The sequence below is a fragment of the Gelidibacter maritimus genome (assembly GCF_014062315.1).
Classification (GTDB): Bacteria; Bacteroidota; Bacteroidia; order Flavobacteriales; family Flavobacteriaceae; genus Gelidibacter; species Gelidibacter maritimus.
This window is the reverse complement of the sequence record NZ_JACGLT010000003.1, coordinates 290,280-311,076: the sequence shown is the minus strand read 5'-3', so window position 1 is coordinate 311,076 and position 20,797 is coordinate 290,280. Positions and strand designations below refer to the sequence as shown.

The following is a 20,797-nucleotide window of genomic DNA, read 5'->3' as shown; positions in this document are numbered from 1 at the left end:
TAATTATGATTCCGTTGTATTTCTCACAATTGTGTGATACTGAACGTTGGGTTGTGTTCCAATATACTCAAGTACGTGATACATCCGTTTATCCTCTTTAAGTTTTGCAACTTTACTCTCTTTATCGTTGATGTCTCCAAATACCATTGCTCCTGTGCCACAAGCTGCAGAACACGCTGTTTGGAATTCACCATCTTTAATCTCACGTCCTTCACGTTTGGCATCAAGAATTGTTTTTTGTGTTTTCTGAATACACAATGAACATTTTTCCATAACACCACGCGAACGTACAACAACATCAGGATTCAATACCATACGACCCAAATCATCGTTCATATTGTAATCGAATTCATCATTTTTATTGTATCTGAACCAGTTGAAACGACGTACTTTATAAGGACAGTTGTTAGCGCAATAACGTGTACCCACACAACGGTTATAGGCCATGTGGTTTTGACCTTGACGTCCATGGGAAGTTGCCGCAACAGGACAAACGGTTTCACATGGTGCATGGTTACAATGCTGACACATCATTGGCAAGAAAGCTACCTGCGGATTGTCGGCTGCAATTTCCATTTCGTGCAACGTGCTTTTGATACCGGTATCGCCCAATAAACCGTCTGCTGCTTCCTTTCTTTCAATATCACCTATAAAGGTATCTTCAGAAGAATAGTATCTATCAATACGCAACCAGTGCATATCTCTACTTTTTCTTATTTCAGATTTTCCTACTACCGGAACGTTATTTTCTGCATGACAAGCAATGACACAAGCCCCACAACCCGTACATGAATTTAGGTCAATAGATAAATTGAAATGGTGCCCAATAGATCTATCAAACTCATCCCATAGATCTACCTCAGTAGAAGGCGTTTCAATATGGTTTAAAGATACTTTCGGAAGTGGATTATAATATTCCTTATCTTTTGTATTAAAGATTTCAAGGGTAGTTTCCTTAATAATATCGCCACGACCCATCAACGTGTTGTGCAACTGCACACAAGCAAATTCATGAACGCCGCCAACAACTTTAATTGAAACGTCAGTTTGGGTACTGTTGAAGTCTTTATAAAACTGGTAGGCATTCTTACCGGTTTGCATTTCCTCTTTAAGCCCTTTGGTACGTCCGTATCCAAATGAAAGCCCCAACGAACCCACTGCCTGACCCGGTTGGATAATTGCGGGAGCTGTAATGGTATGTCCATTAACGGTCAATTCTACTAAGCTACCGTTAAGTCCACCATCGGCAACATGCCAATTTTTGATGTCTAATTTCTTAGCATCAGAACTGGACACTGTAACGTAGTTATCCCAAGAAGTTCTTGTTAAAGGATCTGGAAATTCCTGAAGCCAAGGGTTGTTGGCTTGCTGACCATCTCCCATCCCGGTTTTTGTATAGAGTTGCAATTCCATACCGCCTGAAGTTCCAGCCGAAGCTAAAGCTCTTGCAGCACCTCCACCTGAAGCGGCAGTTACTGTTTCAGTAGCCGCATCACCCTCCAATTCGGACGATGGACCAGATGCCAAAACATTAGTTAATCCGCTAGCAACGAAAATTCCATCATGTAACGCTTGACTAAATGACGCCCCACCAAGGATACCTGTGCTCCAGTTTTCCTTAATATACTCGTAATAGCTAAGGTCACTACCAACCCACTTTAATAAAGCTTGTTGAAATTGACGTGTATCGAATAACGGACGGATTGTTGGTTGCATTAATCCGAAATGTCCTTTTTTAAACTCCACATCACCCCAAGATTCTAAATAGTGAGGTGCGGCAGCAATATATTGAGATTCAGAAGCAGTCTCATCAGCTTTCATAGAAAACGCAATAGACAGTTCTGTTTGTTTTAAGCCTTCTGCAAATTCATTTGCATTTGGTAAGGTATACAGTGGATTGACCCCATTCATAATAATGGCACCAACTTTACCAGCATTCATATCTGCTACTAAAGCCATCACTTCTTTATTACTACCTTGTCTTTTCTTAATTGGAGATGCCGTATCAAACGCCTTACTTCCTAAAGCTGCATTTATTTCCAATGCCACTGTTTGTGCATTCACATCATTGATTCCTGTAACCAAAACTCCATTACTACCTGCTCTTTTAAGCTCAGAGGCAACTTTTTGGATGGCTTCATCAATATGTGCCGGCAGGTCTGTTGAAACAGATTGTCCGGTAACATAACTAAACAACTTGGCTAAAGCCTGTTTTTGCTGTGAAGGGGTTGCCGGAATACGTTTATCGGCATTAGCACCTGTTAACGACATATTGGCTTCAATTTGGATATGTCTTGACATTTTCCCATTAGTAGGTACTCGGCCTTTCGCGTATCCAGATTCAAATCCACCACCTTGCCAATCTCCAAGGAAATCAGCCCCCACCGAAACTATAGTAGATGCCTTAGAGAAATCATAGTTTGCCAAAGCGCGTTCTCCATATTTAGCCTGAAAGGCATCTAATGCAGCAGATTCTGAAACAGCATCATAAACTACGTGGCGCACATTGCCATATTTCTCCTTAAAATCGGCAATTAATTTACTGGTTGATGGACTTGCAAAAGTTTGCGTCAATAATACGATAGATTTTCCACCGTTCATCACATCGGTTAACTTCTGATTGGTTTCAGAGTCAAACGTGTCCCATGAAATATCAGCACCTTCCTTTTGGGGCCCTTTGACCCTCAAGTTATCGTACAGTCCTAAAATTGAAGCGTGTACTCTTGCATTAACACCACCTTGAGTGACTGCCAAATCGTTGTTTTCAATTTTGATTGGACGTCCCTCGCGTGTTTTCACTAAAACACTTGCAAAATCAAAACCATCCGCAATTGTAGTCGCATAGAAGTTAGACACCCCTGGAATGATTTCTTCGGGCTGAACAACGTAAGGAATCGATTTAACAACTGGCCCTTCGCAAGCCGCTAAAGATGCCGCGGCCGTACTGAAGCCAACATATTTTAAGAAATCACGACGTGTTGTTGAAGACGACTCCAAGTTGGATTTATTACCTAGAAATTCGTCTGTAGGAATTTCGTCAACAAATTCTCTTTGTTTAAGCGCCTCAACAATAGAGCTGTCTGTGTTTAGCTCTTCAACACTTTTCCAGTATTTCTTGTTTGATGACATATTCTTTAATAGTTATTAGTTGATAGTTAGAGGTTTTTAATCAAAACCAATGACTGTATCTTTAATTTATTAATAATGACATTTACCACATTCCAAACCTCCCATTTGTGCAACGGTCAGCTTTTCTACACCATACTTCTTAGATAACTGCTCGTGGATTTTGGTGTAATATTCATTATTCTCAATTTTTACATCGGTTGTTCTATGACAATCAATACACCATCCCATAGTTAACGGCGCAAACTGCGACATGATTTCCATGGATTCTACCGGACCGTGACAGGTTTGACACTCAATACCCCCAACCGTTACGTGTTGTGCGTGATTGAAATAAGCAAAGTCAGGCAGATTATGAATACGAATCCACTTTACAGGCTGTGGTTCTCCCGTGTAATCCTGCTCAGCTGGATTCCATCCTGTTGCCGTATATAATTTTTGAATCTCTTCGTTATAATCTACACCATAGGATTTACCTTCCGCAAATGTATCTTCAGAAACTTCAGAAACTGACTTGTGACAATTCATACACACGTTCAATGACGGAATACCGGCAGTTTTACTTACCCGTGCAGAAGAATGACAGAACTTACAATCAATTCCATTATCTCCAGCGTGAATTCTATGCGAATAATGGATTGGTTGAACAGGTGCGTACCCCTCATCAACCCCTATTTGCATGAAATAGCCGTAAACAAAATAAGCACTGGCCAACAATAACATAATAACCGTTACTAAAACCAAGAACTGATTCTGAGCAAAGGCTCTCCAAATAGAAGCTTTCTTATCATCTTCAACGACAACACCCTTAGCTTCAGCAAAACGATTTAAAGTACGTCTCACCAACACCAAAGCCATGGCAAGCAAACCAAACAATAGCGCTAATGCACCAAGAATCAATTGGTTTGAAGTCCCAGACTCGCCACCTTGTCCACCAGCAGCCTCAACACCAGCTACAGGAGCAGGCGCCTTTTTCTCCTGAGCAGTATAGGCCAAGATATCACTAATATCTTCGTCCGACAACTGCGGAAACGGCATCATTGGCAATTGATTATACTCGTTGTATATTTTAACAGCATAAGGATCGCCAGCATTGACCATGCCCATACTATTATGGATCCAGGCAGTCAACCACTCTCTATCCAGACCTTCCTCATCGGCCAATCTCTGTTCAATATTTCGAAGCGGAGGCCCGGTCATTGGCCCGTCTAATTTATGACATGCCGCACAGTTAGCATTGTATAATGTTTTCCCTTTGGCAGGATCTCCATCTTGGGCCTGAAGCGATGCTGAAAACGTAAGTAAAATAAAAAACCCTAAATGAAGAAATTTAGTGGCCAATTTACAGTGTATCACCTGTTTCATATTATTCGTTGAATTATCTTCCAAACTTTGGTACGATTTTTTCGTTAAAAAGAAAAAAATACAGTTATAAAATCACTCGCAAAAGTAACACTTAAAGTCGATTTGGGAAATGTTACAGAAGTGTTAATTGATAATTTATAAACATTCTAAATAATAAAAATAGGCTTATTTAGTTTATTGATTTCAGATAAGGACATTACAAATTAATTTTGATATTTTTGCTGAATATGATTTGTGAAAAAATAATCCAATTATTAAGTAAATCGAGATTTCTCTCTTAAAAAACACCTACACCATGATAAAACCCATTTTAAAATCCGCCATTTTAGGACTGGCCTTATGTGCAATACCAGTTGCCTCAATCGCTCAAGAAGGTATGGTTACCATTGATCAAGACAAAGAGATTGACAGGCTCTTGGAATTTAAAAGAGACGCACAGGCTACGGTGGATGCTTTTGTCATTCAAGTGTATAACGGCTCCCGCGGTGGCGCCCAAACTATCAAAAGCGACATCTCAAACTTATTTCCAGACTGGAGCAATTCTATTGAATATGAGTCACCAAACTATAAGATATGGCTCGGAAACTTTAGGACGCGTTTGGAAGCGGACCGTGCTTTGATGACTGTTAAGAAAACCTATCCAGACGCGTTGGTGTTACGCCCTAAAAAGAACAGATAAGGTTTAAGAATTCCTTTATACGCTTAAGAATTCCGGCACTTGTTTCGAATTTTTAATCGCAACATAAAATCGAATACCACCCTTAGTTATAGGCACAAAAAAAGCGACTCATTTTTCAATGAATCGCTTTTTTTTATCTACATGTGAAATTTATTTCAATTTCTTTTTGACTTCAACTTCGTGGAAAGCTTCAACAACATCATTTACATGAATGTCATTGTAATTTTTGATTTGCATACCGCAATCATAACCTTTCGACACTTCTCTAACATCATCCTTAAATCGTTTCAACGACGCCAGCTCACCTGTATAAACCACAACGCCCTCTCTAATTAATCTGATGCTTGAGTTTCTGAATATTTTACCGGAAGTCACCATACATCCAGCAATGGTTCCAACTTTAGAAACTTTAAATATTTCTCTAATTTCTGCAGTTCCAGTAATTTCTTCCTTAAGCTCTGGAGACAACATGCCTTCCATAGCATCTTTAAGATCATTGATGGCATCATAGATAATAGAGTACATTCTGATATCAATTTCCTCTTGATCTGCAATTTGACGTGCATTACCCATCGGACGTACGTTAAACCCGATAATAATGGCATCAGAAGCTGTGGCTAACAACACATCACTCTCTGTAATGGCACCTACACCTTTATGGATGATATTAACTTGGATTTCTTCAGTTGATAGTTTCTGGAAGGAATCGGTCAACGCTTCCACTGAACCGTCCACATCACCTTTAAGAATGATATTCAACTCTTGGAAATCTCCAAGCGCTATACGACGTCCAATTTCATCTAAAGTAATATGACGCTGCGTTCTAACCGATTGCTCACGTTGCAATTGGGTACGTTTGGCTGCTATTTGGCGTGCCTCACGCTCGTCAGCAAATACTGTAAACTTATCCCCAGCTTGTGGCGCACCGTCCAATCCTAAGATTGAAACCGGCGTTGATGGCCCTGCAGCAGCAACGTCTTTTCCACGTTCGTCATGCATAGCTCTCACTTTACCACTATTTTTACCAGCAAGTACATAGTCGCCAACTTTTAAAGTTCCGGCTTGTACCAAGATGGTAGATACGTAGCCGCGCCCTTTATCAAGAAACGCCTCCACTACTGTTCCAACAGCAGGTTTATTTGGGTTAGCTTGAAGCTCTAACAATTCGGCTTCTAAAAGCACCTTTTCCAATAACTCTTTAACGCCTTGCCCTGTCTTAGCTGAGATGTCATGAGATTGGATTTTTCCACCCCAATCTTCAACCAATAAGTTCATTTGTGCTAAACCGTCTTTTACCTTTTCTGGGTTAGCCGTTGGCTTATCCACTTTGTTTATCGCAAATACTATTGGTACGCCAGCTGCTTGAGCATGGGAAATTGCTTCCTTGGTCTGCGGCATAATGGCGTCATCCGCAGCAATGACAATAATTGCCAAGTCCGTTACCTGAGCTCCACGGGCACGCATGGCTGTAAAGGCCTCGTGACCAGGCGTATCAAGGAACGCTAATTTTTGACCGCCTTCCAGTTCTACTGCATAAGCGCCAATATGTTGTGTAATACCTCCTGACTCTCCCGCAATGACGTTTTCTTGACGGATATGATCCAACAAGGACGTCTTACCGTGATCTACGTGACCCATGACCGTAACAATTGGTGCACGTGGCACTAAATCTTCTGGATTGTCTTCAACAACTTCAATATTCTCTTCAAGATCTGAGGTTATGAATTCCACCTCATATCCAAACTCATCGGCAACGACCGATAGTGTTTCAGCATCTAAACGCTGGTTCATGGTCACCATCATACCTAAAGACATACATGCTGAGATAATTTGGGTCACTGGGACGTCCATCATCGTTGCTACTTCGCTTGCCGTAACAAACTCCGTAACTTTTAACACTTTGCTTTCCGCTTCTTGCTGCTCAATATCCTTTTCGGTCTGCTGACGGTGTTGATCTCTCTTATCTCGTCGGTACTTAGCACCTTTGCCTCGGTTAGTTTTTCCTTGAAGTTTCTCAAGGGTTTCACGAACCTGTTTTTGCACATCTGCTTCGCTCGGCTCTTCTTTTACTGTGCTTGCACGTCCACCTGCTTTTCCTTTTTGACCTCTATTCCCGTAAGTCGGTTTAGATCCTGGGGCTGCAGGCCCTTTACTGATCCGACGTCTTTTTCTCTTATTGGAATCTCCAGCCGCAGTTTTCTTTTCTTCTTTTTTCTTTTTAGGCTTATTGAATTGCGAAAGGTCTATTTTTTCACCGGCAATCTTGGGACCGGACAACTTTTGATATTGCGTTTTCATCAATTCGTCCTCAGCTTCAGCAGCCTCAGGCTTTTCAGCTTCTTCAACCTTTTTAGGTTTTTCGGCCTCTTTATCTTTAGCAACTTTCTCAGTTGCTTCGGTCACCTTGGCAGGTTCCTTATCTTTTGCTTTTTCGGCTTTCTTAGGTGTTTCCTTGATCGTTTTCTCTTCCGATGCAACTTCCTTTTCTGAAACTTCAGGCTGTTTTAAATCTTCAGGCACCTTCTCTGCCTTCGGCGCCTCAGTTTTTGCGGATTCAACTGGCTTAACCGGCTCAGCTGGCTCTGTTTTTTCAGTGCTTTCTGCCTTTTTCGGATCCAGATCAATCTTTCCAACCTGTTTTGGACCTCTAAAAGACGCTTTAGCTCTCACAACTTGTTTGCTGGCTTCCTCTCGTTTCAGCTTCTCCTCAATCTCTCGCTCACGTTGTTCACGTAACTCCTCCTTTTCTTTCAACTTAGCCTCACTAACCTCCTGAGAGGCCATTTTTTTATTGGCATCAGTTTGAAATTCATTGGAAAGAACCATATGAACATCATCTGATATTTTCGTATTGGGACTCTTTTCCACAGTAATGCCCTTCGATTCCAAGAAATCGACGGCACGGTCAATAGAAATATTGAGTTCTCTTAATACTTTATTTAATCTAATTGTATCAGCCATAAATTGCTTCTAATATAACTTAATATGTGTTATTCTTCAAATTCTTCCTTAAGAATTCTGATAACATCTAAAATGGTTTCTTCTTCTAAATCGGTTCTTTTAACCAAATCTTGAACATCTTGTTCCAAGATACTTTTTGCAGTGTCTAATCCTGCCTTGCTGAACTCTGCAATGATCCAGCCCTCTATCTCATCAGTAAATTCTGATAACTCCACATCTTCTTCTGCCCCTTCTCTAAAGACATCAATTTCATAGCCAGTCAACTGACCTGCCAAACGAATATTATGACCACCTCTACCAATAGCCTTACTCACCTCTTCTGGCTTGAGCAACACCTCAGCACGCATCGTCTCTTCATTGAGTTTAACCGAAGTTACCCGCGCTGGACTCAATGCTCTGGTGATAAACAACTGAACGTTACTTGTGTAATTAATAACATCAATATTTTCATTGCCCAACTCTCGGACAATCCCGTGTATTCTTGAACCTTTCATTCCCACACAAGCACCAACAGGATCAATTCTATCATCGTAGGAGTCAACTGCTACTTTTGCTTTTTCACCTGGCATCCTCACCACTTTTTTAATGGTGATCAATCCGTCAAAAACCTCTGGGATTTCTTGCTCGAAAAGCTTTTCTAAAAATACTGGCGCTGTTCTTGACATAATAATGGCTGGCTTATTGCCTTTAAGCTCAACACTTTCAATTATACCTCTTACGTTTTCTCCTTTACGGAAGAAATCTGAAGGAATTTGTTTTTCCTTTGGAAGGATGATCTCGTTTCCGTCATCATCTAAAAGAATGATGGCTCGGTGACGAATATGGTGGACCTCAGCAGTATAAATCTCTCCAACCAAATCTTTAAATTGCTTATAGAGATTGGTATTATCATGTTCATGAATTTTAGAAATCAAGTTTTGACGTAATGCCAAAATTGAGCGTCTTCCCAATTCAATTAGTTTAACGGCTTCAGCCACGTCTTCACCAACCTCAAAATCCGGTTCTATTTTACGTGCCGCAGACAGTTCAATTTCCTGATTTGGGTCTTCTACTTCTCCATCAGAAACAACCACTCTATTTCGCCATATTTCCAAATCGCCTTTGTCAGGATTTATAATGATATCAAAGTTATCGTCATCACCATACTTCTTCTTTAGTGCATTTCTCAACACATCTTCTAGAATTGCCATCAACGTTACACGATCGATTAATTTATCGTCCTTAAATTCAGAAAAAGAATCAATTAACGCAATATTCTCCATAACTACCTCGAATTAAAATTTTATTATCACTTTAGCCTCTAAGACATCATCATACTTGATCTTAGCCTGCTTATTTACCACTATTTTACCCTTCCCTACGGGCTTGGGCTCTCTTGCTTTCCATTCCAAAGTCAATTCATTATCATCAACTTCAGTCAACACACCTTCAAACTTAGCATTAGCATTGGTTTTAACGCCCAATGCCCTGCCAATATTCTTTTTATACTGTCTTTTACTGACCAATGGCGAAGTTGCTCCAGCAGATGCTACATCTAGTGAAAAATCCTCTTCCTCTCTGTCCAAATTATGCTCAATAGCACGACTCATGAAGATACAATCATCAACAGTAACACCATTATCACCATCTATCACGACACTGATCTTATTACCTGCACCAATTTTTAGATCGATCAAGAAAAGATCCGATCTTTCTTCCAATCCTTTATCTACCAACGTTTTAACAGTGTCTTCGCTCAGCATTATATTAGTATAAAAAGAGGGGACTTTCATGTCCCCTCGTGTTCTCTTTTATCAATCAGCGGTGCAAATATACGATTTTTTTATTGACTTATCCAAAGGATATAAAGTCGATTTTTATTATTAAATTTATGTTTCAACATTCAACTTCCTCTCCATGAAAAAGATTCTTGTACCCACTGACTTTTCAGAACAAGCAGAAAATGCTTTAAAAGTCGCTGCACAATTGGCAAAAAAACACGGCTCTGAAATCTACCTGCTGCACATGCTAGAAATTCCACTGCAAGAAATTGATGCACTCAGTACACCAAGTGCTTTACCAGAAGCCATGTTTTTCATGAAGCTTGCAGAGCAAAAATTTGAACTTCTACTATCCAAAAATTACCTGAAAGGCATTAAGGTTCATGATATTGTAAAAAACTACCCTTCGTTCAGCAGTATTGTGGACACCTGCCACGAGCACCAAGTAAACCTGATTGTAATGGGATCTCATGGCGCCAGCGGACTGAAAGAAATGTTTATAGGATCAAATGCTGAGAAAGTGGTCCGCACTTCAGACATCCCAGTTTTAGTAATTAAAGGCGAACATGTTGATTTTAAAGTGGAACGCTTTGTTTTTGCATCTGATTTCAAAAAAGACAATAAAGAAACGTATCGACAGGCCATTGAGATTGCTCAATCATTTGGAGCGAAAATGCACTTATTAATGGTCAACACCGCCAATGATTTCCTTTCAACTGCGGAAGCTGAGAATCGGATTCACAATTTTATAAAAGATTATGACTTTAAAGATTATGCCATCCATATATATAATGATGAAAGTGTTGAAAGTGGAATTTTGAATTTCTCAAAAGATATTGATGCCGATTTAATTGGCATCAGTACCCACGGCAGACAAGGTATTTCGCATTTCTTCAGCGGCAGTATTGGTGAAGATGTGGTCAATCATTCAAAGCGACCGGTGATTACGTTTAAAATTTAAAGAATAAAGACCGTTTCGCTTTATGAGCCAAGACAAATTATGTAAAAAAACCAAAATCCCGACATATTGCTATATCGGGATTTCAACTTTTGTTGGCCTACTAGGCTTCCCGAAATATCGGGATAAACTTCTCGCCCAAGTAGGCAACCCCGTAAAACAAAAATCCCGACATATTGCTATATCGGGATTTCAACTTTTTGTTGGCCTACTAGGGCTTCCCGAAATATCGGGATAAACTTCTCGCCCAAGTAGGCAACCCCGTAAAACAAAAATCCCGACATATTGCTATATCGGGAATTCAACTTTTGTTGGCCTACTAGGGCTCGAACCTAGACTCTTCTGGACCAAAACCAGACGTGTTGCCAGTTACACCATAGGCCAATCTCTATTTGAGGATGCAAATCTACTACAATGTTTTATTATTACAAATATTTTGCACAGAAAAAACGTAATTTTAATTATTCCGTATTCTCAAAATGCAATTAGTTAAAACTAACCCTTGACAACCACTGAATTAGTCGGATGGTCTATACTTTTAAATTTGAATTATTTCTAGCAATGGGTTTTAATACACCGAAGCACGTCTCTATTAAAAAGACTGTTAGATACACCTTACGAGTTTTTCCGTCTGTGCCAGCCGGATGGACACCCGATGACCTCAATTAAAGAAGAATAAGTCATTATTCATTTTCACCAGAAAACACCTCTATCATTAATTTTAATGGATGTTCTGAGCAATTAAATCCAACGCTGTTTAACACCAATCAGTTAAAAAAATAAAAAACAACTGATATCATCTTCTATTAAAATTGCCGTTTTTAGTTATCAGGTCTGATCATTTTTTACGGCCACGATACAGCTTCTCCTATATTTCCTTAACGTTTACTTAAAAACTTTCCCCTCTTATATAATTATTCTTAAATTCGCCACTCAATTTCAACAAAAAATCTATGAATCATTTCAACTTTAAAAAATGGAATACCATTTTAGGTTGGTTTGTCTTTGCCATTGCATTTACGGTTTATGCATTGACCATTGAACCGACCGTTAGTTTCTGGGATGCAGGCGAATACATCTTGACTTCCGCCAAACTCCAGGTGGGCCACCCTCCAGGAGCCCCCTTGTTCCAAATGCTTGGCGCGTTCTTCTCAATGTTTGCCTTAGAACCTTCCCAAATTGGAGCGATGTTGAATATGATGAGTGGCGCAGCAAGTGCCTTCACCGTTTTATTTATGTTTTGGACCATCACCTTGCTACTTAAAAAATTGGTCAAAACAGATGAAGAATTCACAGTCACAAAAAAAATAGCCATACTTGGCAGTGGCCTTGTTGGAAGTTTAGCCTTTACATTTACAGATTCTTTTTGGTTTAATGCGGTAGAAACTGAGGTGTATGCCATGGCTACCTTAATTATGGCTGTTATGTTTTGGCTGGCTTTACGTTGGGAACAGGATATGGATAAACCACGTGGCAACCGCTGGCTCATTTTAATTGCCTTTGTAATTGGATTGTCTTTTGGTGTGCATTTTATGGGTCTTTTAACCATCCCTGCCATTGGATTGATTTACTATTTTAAAAACTATAAGACCATAACGGTCACTAATTTTATAGTGGCCAACGTGGTTTCTGCAGCCATTTTATTGTTCATTTTTAAATTACTGCTTCCCAATGCATTGAAAATCTTTAGTGCTTCAGAGATTTTCTTTGTCAACAGTCTTGGTATGCCTTTTAACTCCGGAACCATCATCGCTTTTATTATTGTGGTGGCTGCTTTCTACTTTGGATTAAAATATACTCGAGACCACCAAAAGCATGTGGCCAACACCTTAGTGCTGTGCTTGATGTTCATATTTATAGGGTTTTCATGTTGGTTGATGCTTCCAATTAGAGCTAATGCCAATGTGGTGGTTAATGAGAATGACCCTTCAGATGCACGAGAACTACTAGCTTATTATAACTTAGAGCAGTATCCTGAAACCCACCTCTTTTACGGACCACTTTTTACGGAGCAGTACACAGGACTTGATGCCAATGAGCCTTACGTTGACGATAAGCCCAATTATGAAAAGGATGAAGCAGCTGGGAAATACATAATTGTCAACGACTATAAGAACGCTAAACAAAACTATAATTCTGAGCAGGCCTCAATATTACCACGGATGTGGAGCCCCGAAAACGCGGAAAACTATATGATGTTTACCGGTCTGCTAGACTTTAGCGTCAAAGCGGAATATATGATGGAGCCCCAAATCAGAGATATTGTGGCTGATTTTAAGATGAATGTCAGACAAGGACAAGTTGATTACAGCGATTATCATAAATTTCTGAAACAATTTGGTCAATATTTAGATATTCAAAAACCATCCTTGGCCCAAAACATTGCGTATATGTTCGAGTACCAGTTTGGGTACATGTATTGGCGCTATTTTATGTGGAACTTTGCTGGACGTCAAAATGATATTCAAGGAAAATATGACGACTTGAATGGTAATTGGATCAGTGGCATCAAACCTATTGATGCTTGGCATCTTAATATGTCTCAGGATAATTTGCCAAGCGATGTTAAAAATAATAAAGCCCGAAACACCTATTACTTCCTTCCGCTTATTCTTGGTCTGATTGGGTTCTTATTTTTAATTGGAAGGGATAAAAAACTGTTCTGGACACTCTTGGTGTTTTTCCTCATGACTGGACTTGCCATTCAATTTTACACCAACGTCAGACCATTTGAACCTCGAGAACGTGATTATTCTGTGGTTGGGTCATTTTATGTCTTTGCCATTTGGATAGGTTTTGGAGTGTACGCTATTTTTGATGCACTTCGAAAATACTCGGCTTCAAAGTTTCTACCCCACGCTATTACTGCAGTATGCTTAATCCTGGTGCCAGGCATTTTAGCAGCAAACAATTGGGATGATCACGACCGATCAGGAAGGAAAACAGCACATGCCATGGCCGTAAAATATTTAGAATCTTGCGCGCCCAACGCTATTTTATTCACTATTGGAGATAATGACACCTTCCCATTATGGTATGCCCAAGAAATTGAAGGCATCAGAAGGGATGTTAGGGTAATCAATACCAGTCTTTTTCAAACCGATTGGTATATTGACCAAATGAAACGAAAGGCCTATACGAGCGATCCTATTCCGTCACAACTGACTCACGAACAATACCGCTACGGCACACGTGATTACATCGTTGAGAAGGAAATTACAAAAGACACCTTAAGCCTTAAGGAGTTCATGGATTTTGTCAGTAGTGACAATCCTCGAACAAAGCTCAAATATGCCTTACAACAGGAAGGAAGAGACATCAGCGGTTACCCGCCAAATATGTTGAACACCAATTACTATCCTACTAAGTCTGTGCGTATTCCTGTAGATAAAGCTTCTGTTTTGGAACATGGTATTGTAAAGCAGAAAGATGCCGATAAGATTGTGGACGATATTGTCATTAAAATTACTGGCGGTGCACTTTATAAACAGCGCTTGATGATGTTGGACATCTTGGCCAATAACAATTGGGAGCGCCCAATCTATTTTACAGGAGGAAGCTTTGGTGACGATGATTATATCTGGATGAAAGACTATCTGCAATTAGATGGCCTATGTTACAAATTAGTGCCAATTAGAACCCCGGTTGATAGAGCCAATCCGTTTGACATGGGGCGTGTGGACTCAGAGTTGATGTATGATAAAGTAATGTCTTGGGATTGGGGCAACAGTGGTAGCCCTGATATTTACCACGACGTGGAAACCCGCAAAAACGGCATTACCTATAGAGGCAACCTGGCCCGTTTAATGGAGCAATTAATCAATGAGGACCAACCTGAAAAGGCTGAAAAAATAGCCGATCTGGCGATGGAAAAAATGCCTGTCGACTATTTTGGCTATTACACCCTTCTCGAACCTTATATTAGTGGCTATTATGAAGTTGGTAGCACAGAAAAAGCAAGACAACTTTATAAAGATGTCACTAAAAAATACCAAGAAAGTTTAACTTATTATAGCGGACTTACTCTCGAAAACCAAACACGCTATTTAGATGAAATTGTTACGGACATTGAGCGTTATAGAAGTCTGGTTGATATTACCGTGGTATATAATGACAAAGACTTCGCATTGGAAGAAACTGAAAAATTCAACAATTTCCTCCAATTATTCAAGCATTTTATGGCTGAAGACCAACCACAGCGTGAAGTGCCGAGGGAAGAGCGCGATATCATAACCGATACTATAGATGATCTAATAAATTTCGAGTAATTTTTTGTGAACCTTATTCCAGTTAGAACACCAAAATTGATCAAAGGCATATTCCCGAACTATATTTGGAATATGCCACAGGATCAAAAAAAAATTTACTTGACTTTTGATGATGGACCAACACCAGATATAACTCTCTGGACCTTAAAGCTTTTAAAAGAATATCATGCCAAGGCCACATTTTTTTGCATTGGCAATAATATTGAAAAGCACCCGGAGATATTTGATGCTATTATCAGGGATGGACATACCGTTGGAAACCACACCTACGCCCACCCAAAAGGCTGGACAACCAATAAGGACACTTATGTAGATCAAGTCATACAGACACAGGGTCTCATCGATTACCGAATTGAAAATTTCAATATTCAATCCCCAAACCCCAAATCAGAAAGACAAAAACTATTTAGACCGCCTTATGGACAGATTACTGGTCAACAAGGGAAGCAACTGTTGGCGTTGGACTATACAATTATTATGTGGGATATTTTAGCGTTTGACTGGAAGGATTCCATATCAGAAGAGCAATGTGCAAAAAATGTCATTTCCAAAACCCGACCGGGAAGCATTATCGTTTTTCATGACAGTGTGAAAGCTGCTAAAAATATGATATTTGCACTTCCAAAGGTATTGCACCATTTTAATAAGGCAGGATTTAAGTTTGAACGCCTGTAATCACCCCCCGAAAAGTCTTATTATCCAAGAGTTTTAATGACTTATTTTATCATGTTTCTATCTTATCAAAAAAAAAATGATATTACCGTTGATTGTTAGATTGGAAAAGATTTTAGAGCAAGACTAAAATTTTGATAGCTCTAAATGTGCTATTTTCAATAAAAACCTTGATGGACTTTCAAAGAGGGGATTCCTGCCTACGCAGGAATAAGTTAGATGTATTCTTGGAGAATTTCTATCAGTGAATCAGCGTCTTGCTCTCCACTATGGCGCCATTTCATCTCGCCTCTTTTATAAATAATAAGTGTAGGTAAACCTTTAACGCGGAGTGCTTCGGCCAATTCTTTATTTTTATCAACATCTATCTTGATGACTTTTGCCTTGTCTCCAAGCGCAGCAGCTACATCTCTTAACACAGGATGCATTGCAATAGACTGTTCATTCCATTCTGTAAAGAAATCCAACAACACTGGAATATCGACATCTATGAGTTCTCCAAATTTTGACATACATTTTAATGTTTAGATCGGATGTGCTATTACAAACCTACTTATTTTTTTTTTATTAACCTAAGACATACGTAAATAGCTATAACATGGGCAACAAGCAGTTTATGCGATTCGGTTTTTTTGACCCTTTTTAAGTTCAATCACCGTTATTTCTGGCCAAATTCCAACACGCCCCGGAAAGCCTAAATAGCCAAAACCTCTATTCACATTAATGTATTGTCCCTTCTCTTTATAAATCCCTGCCCAACGTTTGTACCTGTATTTTATGGGGCTCCATTTTAACCATCCCGGAATCTCGACTCCAAATTGCATGCCGTGGGTATGACCGCTCAATGTCAAATGATAATGGTATGCGTCATTGATGACCACCTCATCCCAATGGCTCGGATCGTGAGACATTAATATTTTAAAGTCGTCAGGTTTAACGCCTTCTGCAGCTTTATCTAAATCACCAGCTTTTTTAAAATACCCCCTACCCCAATTTTCAACGCCCAAAAGCGCAATGCGTTGCCCATGACGTTCAATAAATCGATTTTCGTTGAGCAATAAATCATAGCCCATATCCTTTTGGAGTTGTTTAATCTCTTCAAAGTTCTGCTCTTTTTCTGCGGCAGAATCCCAATTCATATAGTCGCCATAATCATGGTTCCCCAGTATTGAAAACACGCCGTCATCAGCTTTTAACTCAGAAAACAAGTCTTTCCAAGGCAACAGTTCAGAGCTTCGGTTATTGACCAGGTCTCCAGTAAATAAAATTACATCCGATTTTTGTGCCTTGATTAAATCTATCCCGTGAGCCACTTCTGATCGGTTGTCAAAACTCCCTGAATGGATATCACTGATATGTGTAATGGTATAGCCATCAAATGCCTCCGGCAAATCGTCAAAATGTAAAGTATGCTTAATAACTCTAAAGTTATATTTTCCTTTGTACATGCCATAAAGCATGGAAGCAAATGGTATTGCCGCTACCCCCAACGCTATTCCACTAATAAATTTTCGTCTTGAGGGCATATAAAACGTTTCAGAAGGTGTTAAGTACTTTGTGTATACACCTATAAAAAACCGCACAATATCTTCACCAAATAAAAAAAGGATCATCACCGAGTTGAAAAGCATATAGGTCAGAATAAATCCGAAAGCATAACTTTTGGCCGCTGAAAGCACGCGTCCTCCGGAGCCGAAACTAAATTGGAGAATTAAATTACCGGCAAAAATAACACCAATAGCTATAAACAGATAATGAAACCAGACGTTTTTGGTGATGGTCCTAATGGCTTGAAACCCATATAAGGAGATAAGAATATAAAAAATGGTAAATAGGACCCATCGCAGCATAAGAGCAGTTTTCTTCAAAGATAAATGAATTAAGCTGGTATTAAAATGTTGGGATAAAATTTAACCGTCCCTTAAGATTTAGTATATTTCCGCAGCAATATCAATCCCTTAAATGATGAAGTCATTTTTTTTAGCATTTATGGTCCTGTTTCTTCTAACAGGCTGCTCTGAGCGCCCTAAAACAACCCCAGCTAAAAAAGATAAATCCTTAATATCATTGGTCAATCCTTTTATCGGCACTGGTGGTCATGGTCATACTTATCCAGGAGCAGCCATGCCTTTTGGGATGATGCAATTAAGTCCTGACACTCGCCTGGAGGGCTGGGATGGCGCGTCTGGCTATCATTATAGTGACGACTATATTTATGGATTTTCCCACACCCATCTGAGTGGTACAGGGGTCAGTGATTATTGTGACATCTTGCTCATGCCCACCAACGAAGTGGTTTCCAATAATGGCAGTGATGGCAAAAAAGGCTATCGCTCAAAATTTTCCCATGATAACGAAAAAGCTGAACCTGGCTATTACCAAGTGCATCTGGCAGATACAGATATTAATGTTGAGCTAACGGTTTCTGAGCGCAGTGGCGTGCATAAATACCAATTCCCAACTGCTAAAAACCAGATAATCGTTTTAGATTTAGAGCATCGTGATCAGCTATTGGGCTCAAAAATAAAACAGACCTCAAGAACTGAAATCACCGGATATCGCCATTCTAAATCGTGGGCATCCAATCAGAAATTGTTTTATTATATTAAATTCTCGCATCCTGTGTCGGTCGATTTAATTGCCAGAAAGCAACAACTGACTCATAAAAAGGCGGTTTTCCAATTTGACAATCCCAAGAACGAACCTGTTTATGTAAAAATTGGTATCAGCGCCGTTGATGAAGCAGGCGCTAAGAAAAATATGGAGACTGAAATAGGTGACAAAACCTTTGATGAGGTCAAGGAAAATGCTCAAACCGTTTGGGAAAATCAGCTGGAAAAAATCATTATTGAAACGAAAAACCAAGACCGTAAGATAAATTTTTATACGGCCCTTTACCACACCATGATTGTACCCAATCTTTACCAAGATGTCGATGGGCGGTACAGAGGCATGGACCTGAAAATCCACACCACCAAAGATTTTGATTACTATACGGTTTTTTCATTATGGGACACCTATAGGGCGGCACACCCTTTGTATACCCTTATTGAACGAGAGCGTACCACCGATTTCATTAACACACTAATTGCAAAGTATGATGAAGGTGGCATTTTGCCCATGTGGGATTTAAGTGCCAATTATACCGGCACCATGATAGGTTACCACGCCGTACCCGTTATTGCCGACGCCTATTTAAAGGGGATAAGAGGTTTTGATGCCGATAAAGCATTTAAAGCGATGAAACATTCGGCCAATCAAAATCATCGGGGTTTAGAAACTTATAAGGCCTTTGGCTTTATTCCCGTTGAGGAAGAGGGCGAATCGGTCTCTAAAACTTTGGAATATGCCTATGACGATTGGACCATTGCAAAAATGGCCCACGCATTGGAAAATGTAGAGGATTTTGAAATCTTTATGAAACGAGCGCAGAACTACAAAAATGTCTTTGATCCGGAAACAAAGTTTATGAGAGGCCGTTTCAAAAATACGTGGTTCGCACCTTTTGATCCCTATGAGGTCAATTTCAACTATACCGAAGCCAATGCCTGGCAGTACAGCTTTTCTGTTCCACAGGACATTTCAGGATTTATAGAGCTCTTGGGAGGTAAAGAAGTGTTGGAGGCGCAGTTAGACAGTTTGTTTAACGCTAAAACTTCAACTTCGGGACGTGACATGGTGGATATTACGGGCCTTATTGGCCAATATGCGCACGGTAATGAACCCAGCCATCACATCGCCTATCTCTATAATTTTGTCAACAAACCCTATAAAACCCAGGAAAAGGTCCATCAAATTCTGACTGAACTTTATAAAAACCAGCCCGATGGCATTGCTGGTAATGAAGATTGCGGACAAATGAGCGCTTGGTATGTGTTCTCATCCATGGGCTTTTACCCAGTTACGCCAGGTTCCAATCAATATATTATCGGAACGCCGTTGTTTGAGAAGGCAACGATCAATCTTGAGAATGGAAAAAACTTCACCATCAAAGCATTTGATCTTTCTGACGACAACAAATACATTGATCATGTCAGACTTAATGGCCGTAAACTACATCAAAGCTATATTGCTTCAGAGGATATCCTTTCGGGTGGTACCTTGGAGTTTTATATGACCGATTCCCCATCCGACTGGGGAAGTGACGACGATGATGTACCAACTACTTCCATTGACTACTTTAAAATAGTTCCGGCACCTTTTATTGCAAAAGGTGATATTGCATTTAAAGGTGAAACAGAAGTGGTGTTAGAGAATGCTCAAAAAGAAACCGATATTTTCTATACCTTAAACGATTCCATTTACATTAAATACGAAGCCCCATTTATTATTTCAGAAACCTCCACGCTAAATGTATATTCTGAAAAGGACGATGAAAGAAGTGCTACTATTACCACTGATTTTTATAAAATTGATCCTAATCGGACTATCGTCTTAAAAACAAATTATGCTAAGCAATACAGTGCGGGCGGCACCAATGCTTTAATTGATGGTTTGAAAGGGTCAAAGGATTTCCGCGGAGGCGCATGGCAAGGTTATGAAGGTGAAGATGTAATTGCGATAGTCGATTTAAGTGAAATACAAACCATCCAATCCGTTGCGGTCAATTTTTTACAAGATCAGCGTTCTTTTATTTTCTATCCCACTGAAGTTTTATGTTATGTTTCTGCCGATAATCAAAACTTTCAATTGATTAGCAAGCAAAGCATCAATGCAATTAATAGGTCAGACGAGGTCAAAGTAAAGACCATGACTTTTGATGTCCACGATAAGAATGCAAAATACGTTAAAGTGGTTGCTAAAAAATTAAGCAGACTCCCTAAATGGCATGCAGGTTATAAAACTAAAGGTAAAAGCTGGATATTTGTAGATGAAATTGAAATCCAGTCTTCAGCAGGCAATCTTGAGAAGACAGTTGCTAACAATAAAGAAACGTAAAAAGAAGCCCCACGTGTAGAGATTAAAACATCATTTTAATAAGAAATTTTAACGCATAACTCTGAACTTA

At 39.6% G+C, this 20,797-nt stretch carries 13 protein-coding genes and 1 tRNA gene; 6 read left to right on the top strand and 8 right to left on the bottom strand.

Going from position 1 to position 20,797, the window contains the following annotated elements; all coding sequences use genetic code 11:
• Window positions 1–3 precede the first annotated feature (3 nt).
• Window positions 4–3,129 (bottom strand): TAT-variant-translocated molybdopterin oxidoreductase, encoded by a 3,126-nt coding sequence (locus H3Z82_RS05760; RefSeq protein ID WP_182203551.1) that lies wholly within the window; start codon window positions 3,127–3,129, stop codon window positions 4–6.
• A gap of 69 nt (window positions 3,130–3,198) precedes the next feature.
• The gene (locus H3Z82_RS05755) at window positions 3,199–4,491 is read right to left on the bottom strand and encodes a c-type cytochrome (RefSeq protein ID WP_182203542.1); all 1,293 of its coding nucleotides are present in this window, start codon (window positions 4,489–4,491) and stop codon (window positions 3,199–3,201) included.
• 295 nt (window positions 4,492–4,786) lie between these two features.
• On the opposite strand from H3Z82_RS05755, the gene H3Z82_RS05750 reads away from it, so the two are divergent.
• On the top strand, window positions 4,787–5,170 hold the full coding sequence (locus H3Z82_RS05750; RefSeq protein WP_182203540.1) for an SPOR domain-containing protein: 384 nt from the start codon (window positions 4,787–4,789) through the stop codon (window positions 5,168–5,170).
• A gap of 150 nt (window positions 5,171–5,320) precedes the next feature.
• On the opposite strand, the gene infB is transcribed toward H3Z82_RS05750, so the two are convergent.
• The 3 genes from infB to rimP are packed head-to-tail and all read right to left on the bottom strand — an operon-like array spanning window position 5,321 to window position 9,873.
• Entirely contained in the window at window positions 5,321–8,131 is a 2,811-nt protein-coding gene (gene infB / locus H3Z82_RS05745) for a translation initiation factor IF-2 (RefSeq protein WP_182203537.1), read from the bottom strand.
• A gap of 29 nt (window positions 8,132–8,160) precedes the next feature.
• Window positions 8,161–9,393, bottom strand: coding sequence for a transcription termination factor NusA (gene nusA / locus H3Z82_RS05740; RefSeq protein ID WP_182203535.1), 1,233 nt, complete (start codon window positions 9,391–9,393; stop codon window positions 8,161–8,163).
• 12 nt (window positions 9,394–9,405) lie between these two features.
• The gene (gene rimP, locus H3Z82_RS05735; RefSeq protein ID WP_182203765.1) at window positions 9,406–9,873 is read right to left on the bottom strand and encodes a ribosome assembly cofactor RimP; all 468 of its coding nucleotides are present in this window, start codon (window positions 9,871–9,873) and stop codon (window positions 9,406–9,408) included.
• 154 nt (window positions 9,874–10,027) lie between these two features.
• On the opposite strand from rimP, the gene H3Z82_RS05730 reads away from it, so the two are divergent.
• Window positions 10,028–10,852 (top strand): universal stress protein, encoded by an 825-nt coding sequence (locus tag H3Z82_RS05730; protein WP_182203533.1) that lies wholly within the window; start codon window positions 10,028–10,030, stop codon window positions 10,850–10,852.
• Between the two features lie 22 nt (window positions 10,853–10,874).
• Window positions 10,875–11,087, top strand: a complete 213-nt coding sequence (locus tag H3Z82_RS05725; protein ID WP_182203531.1) for a hypothetical protein — start codon at window positions 10,875–10,877, stop codon at window positions 11,085–11,087.
• A gap of 73 nt (window positions 11,088–11,160) precedes the next feature.
• On the opposite strand, the gene H3Z82_RS05720 is transcribed toward H3Z82_RS05725, so the two are convergent.
• Window positions 11,161–11,233 (bottom strand) — tRNA-Gln (locus H3Z82_RS05720).
• 569 nt (window positions 11,234–11,802) lie between these two features.
• Here H3Z82_RS05720 and H3Z82_RS05715 point away from each other — a divergent pair.
• Complete coding sequence (locus H3Z82_RS05715; protein ID WP_182203528.1) at window positions 11,803–15,117, top strand: glycosyltransferase family 117 protein; 3,315 nt, start codon at window positions 11,803–11,805, stop codon at window positions 15,115–15,117.
• A 6-nt stretch (window positions 15,118–15,123) separates the two neighbouring features.
• On the top strand, window positions 15,124–15,792 hold the full coding sequence (locus tag H3Z82_RS05710; RefSeq protein ID WP_182203526.1) for a polysaccharide deacetylase family protein: 669 nt from the start codon (window positions 15,124–15,126) through the stop codon (window positions 15,790–15,792).
• A gap of 212 nt (window positions 15,793–16,004) precedes the next feature.
• Here H3Z82_RS05710 and H3Z82_RS05705 read toward each other — a convergent pair whose 3' ends face one another.
• A complete protein-coding gene (locus H3Z82_RS05705) occupies window positions 16,005–16,301 on the bottom strand; it encodes a thioredoxin family protein (protein ID WP_182203524.1) in 297 nt (98 codons plus the stop codon).
• A gap of 102 nt (window positions 16,302–16,403) precedes the next feature.
• Entirely contained in the window at window positions 16,404–17,639 is a 1,236-nt protein-coding gene (locus H3Z82_RS05700; RefSeq protein ID WP_182203763.1) for a metallophosphoesterase, read from the bottom strand.
• A 115-nt stretch (window positions 17,640–17,754) separates the two neighbouring features.
• Between H3Z82_RS05700 and H3Z82_RS05695 the strand changes: the two genes are divergently transcribed.
• Window positions 17,755–20,727 carry a GH92 family glycosyl hydrolase gene (locus H3Z82_RS05695; protein WP_182203761.1) on the top strand — a complete coding sequence of 991 codons (2,973 nt, stop codon included), beginning with the start codon at window positions 17,755–17,757 and terminating at the stop codon, window positions 20,725–20,727.
• Window positions 20,728–20,797 lie beyond the last annotated feature (70 nt).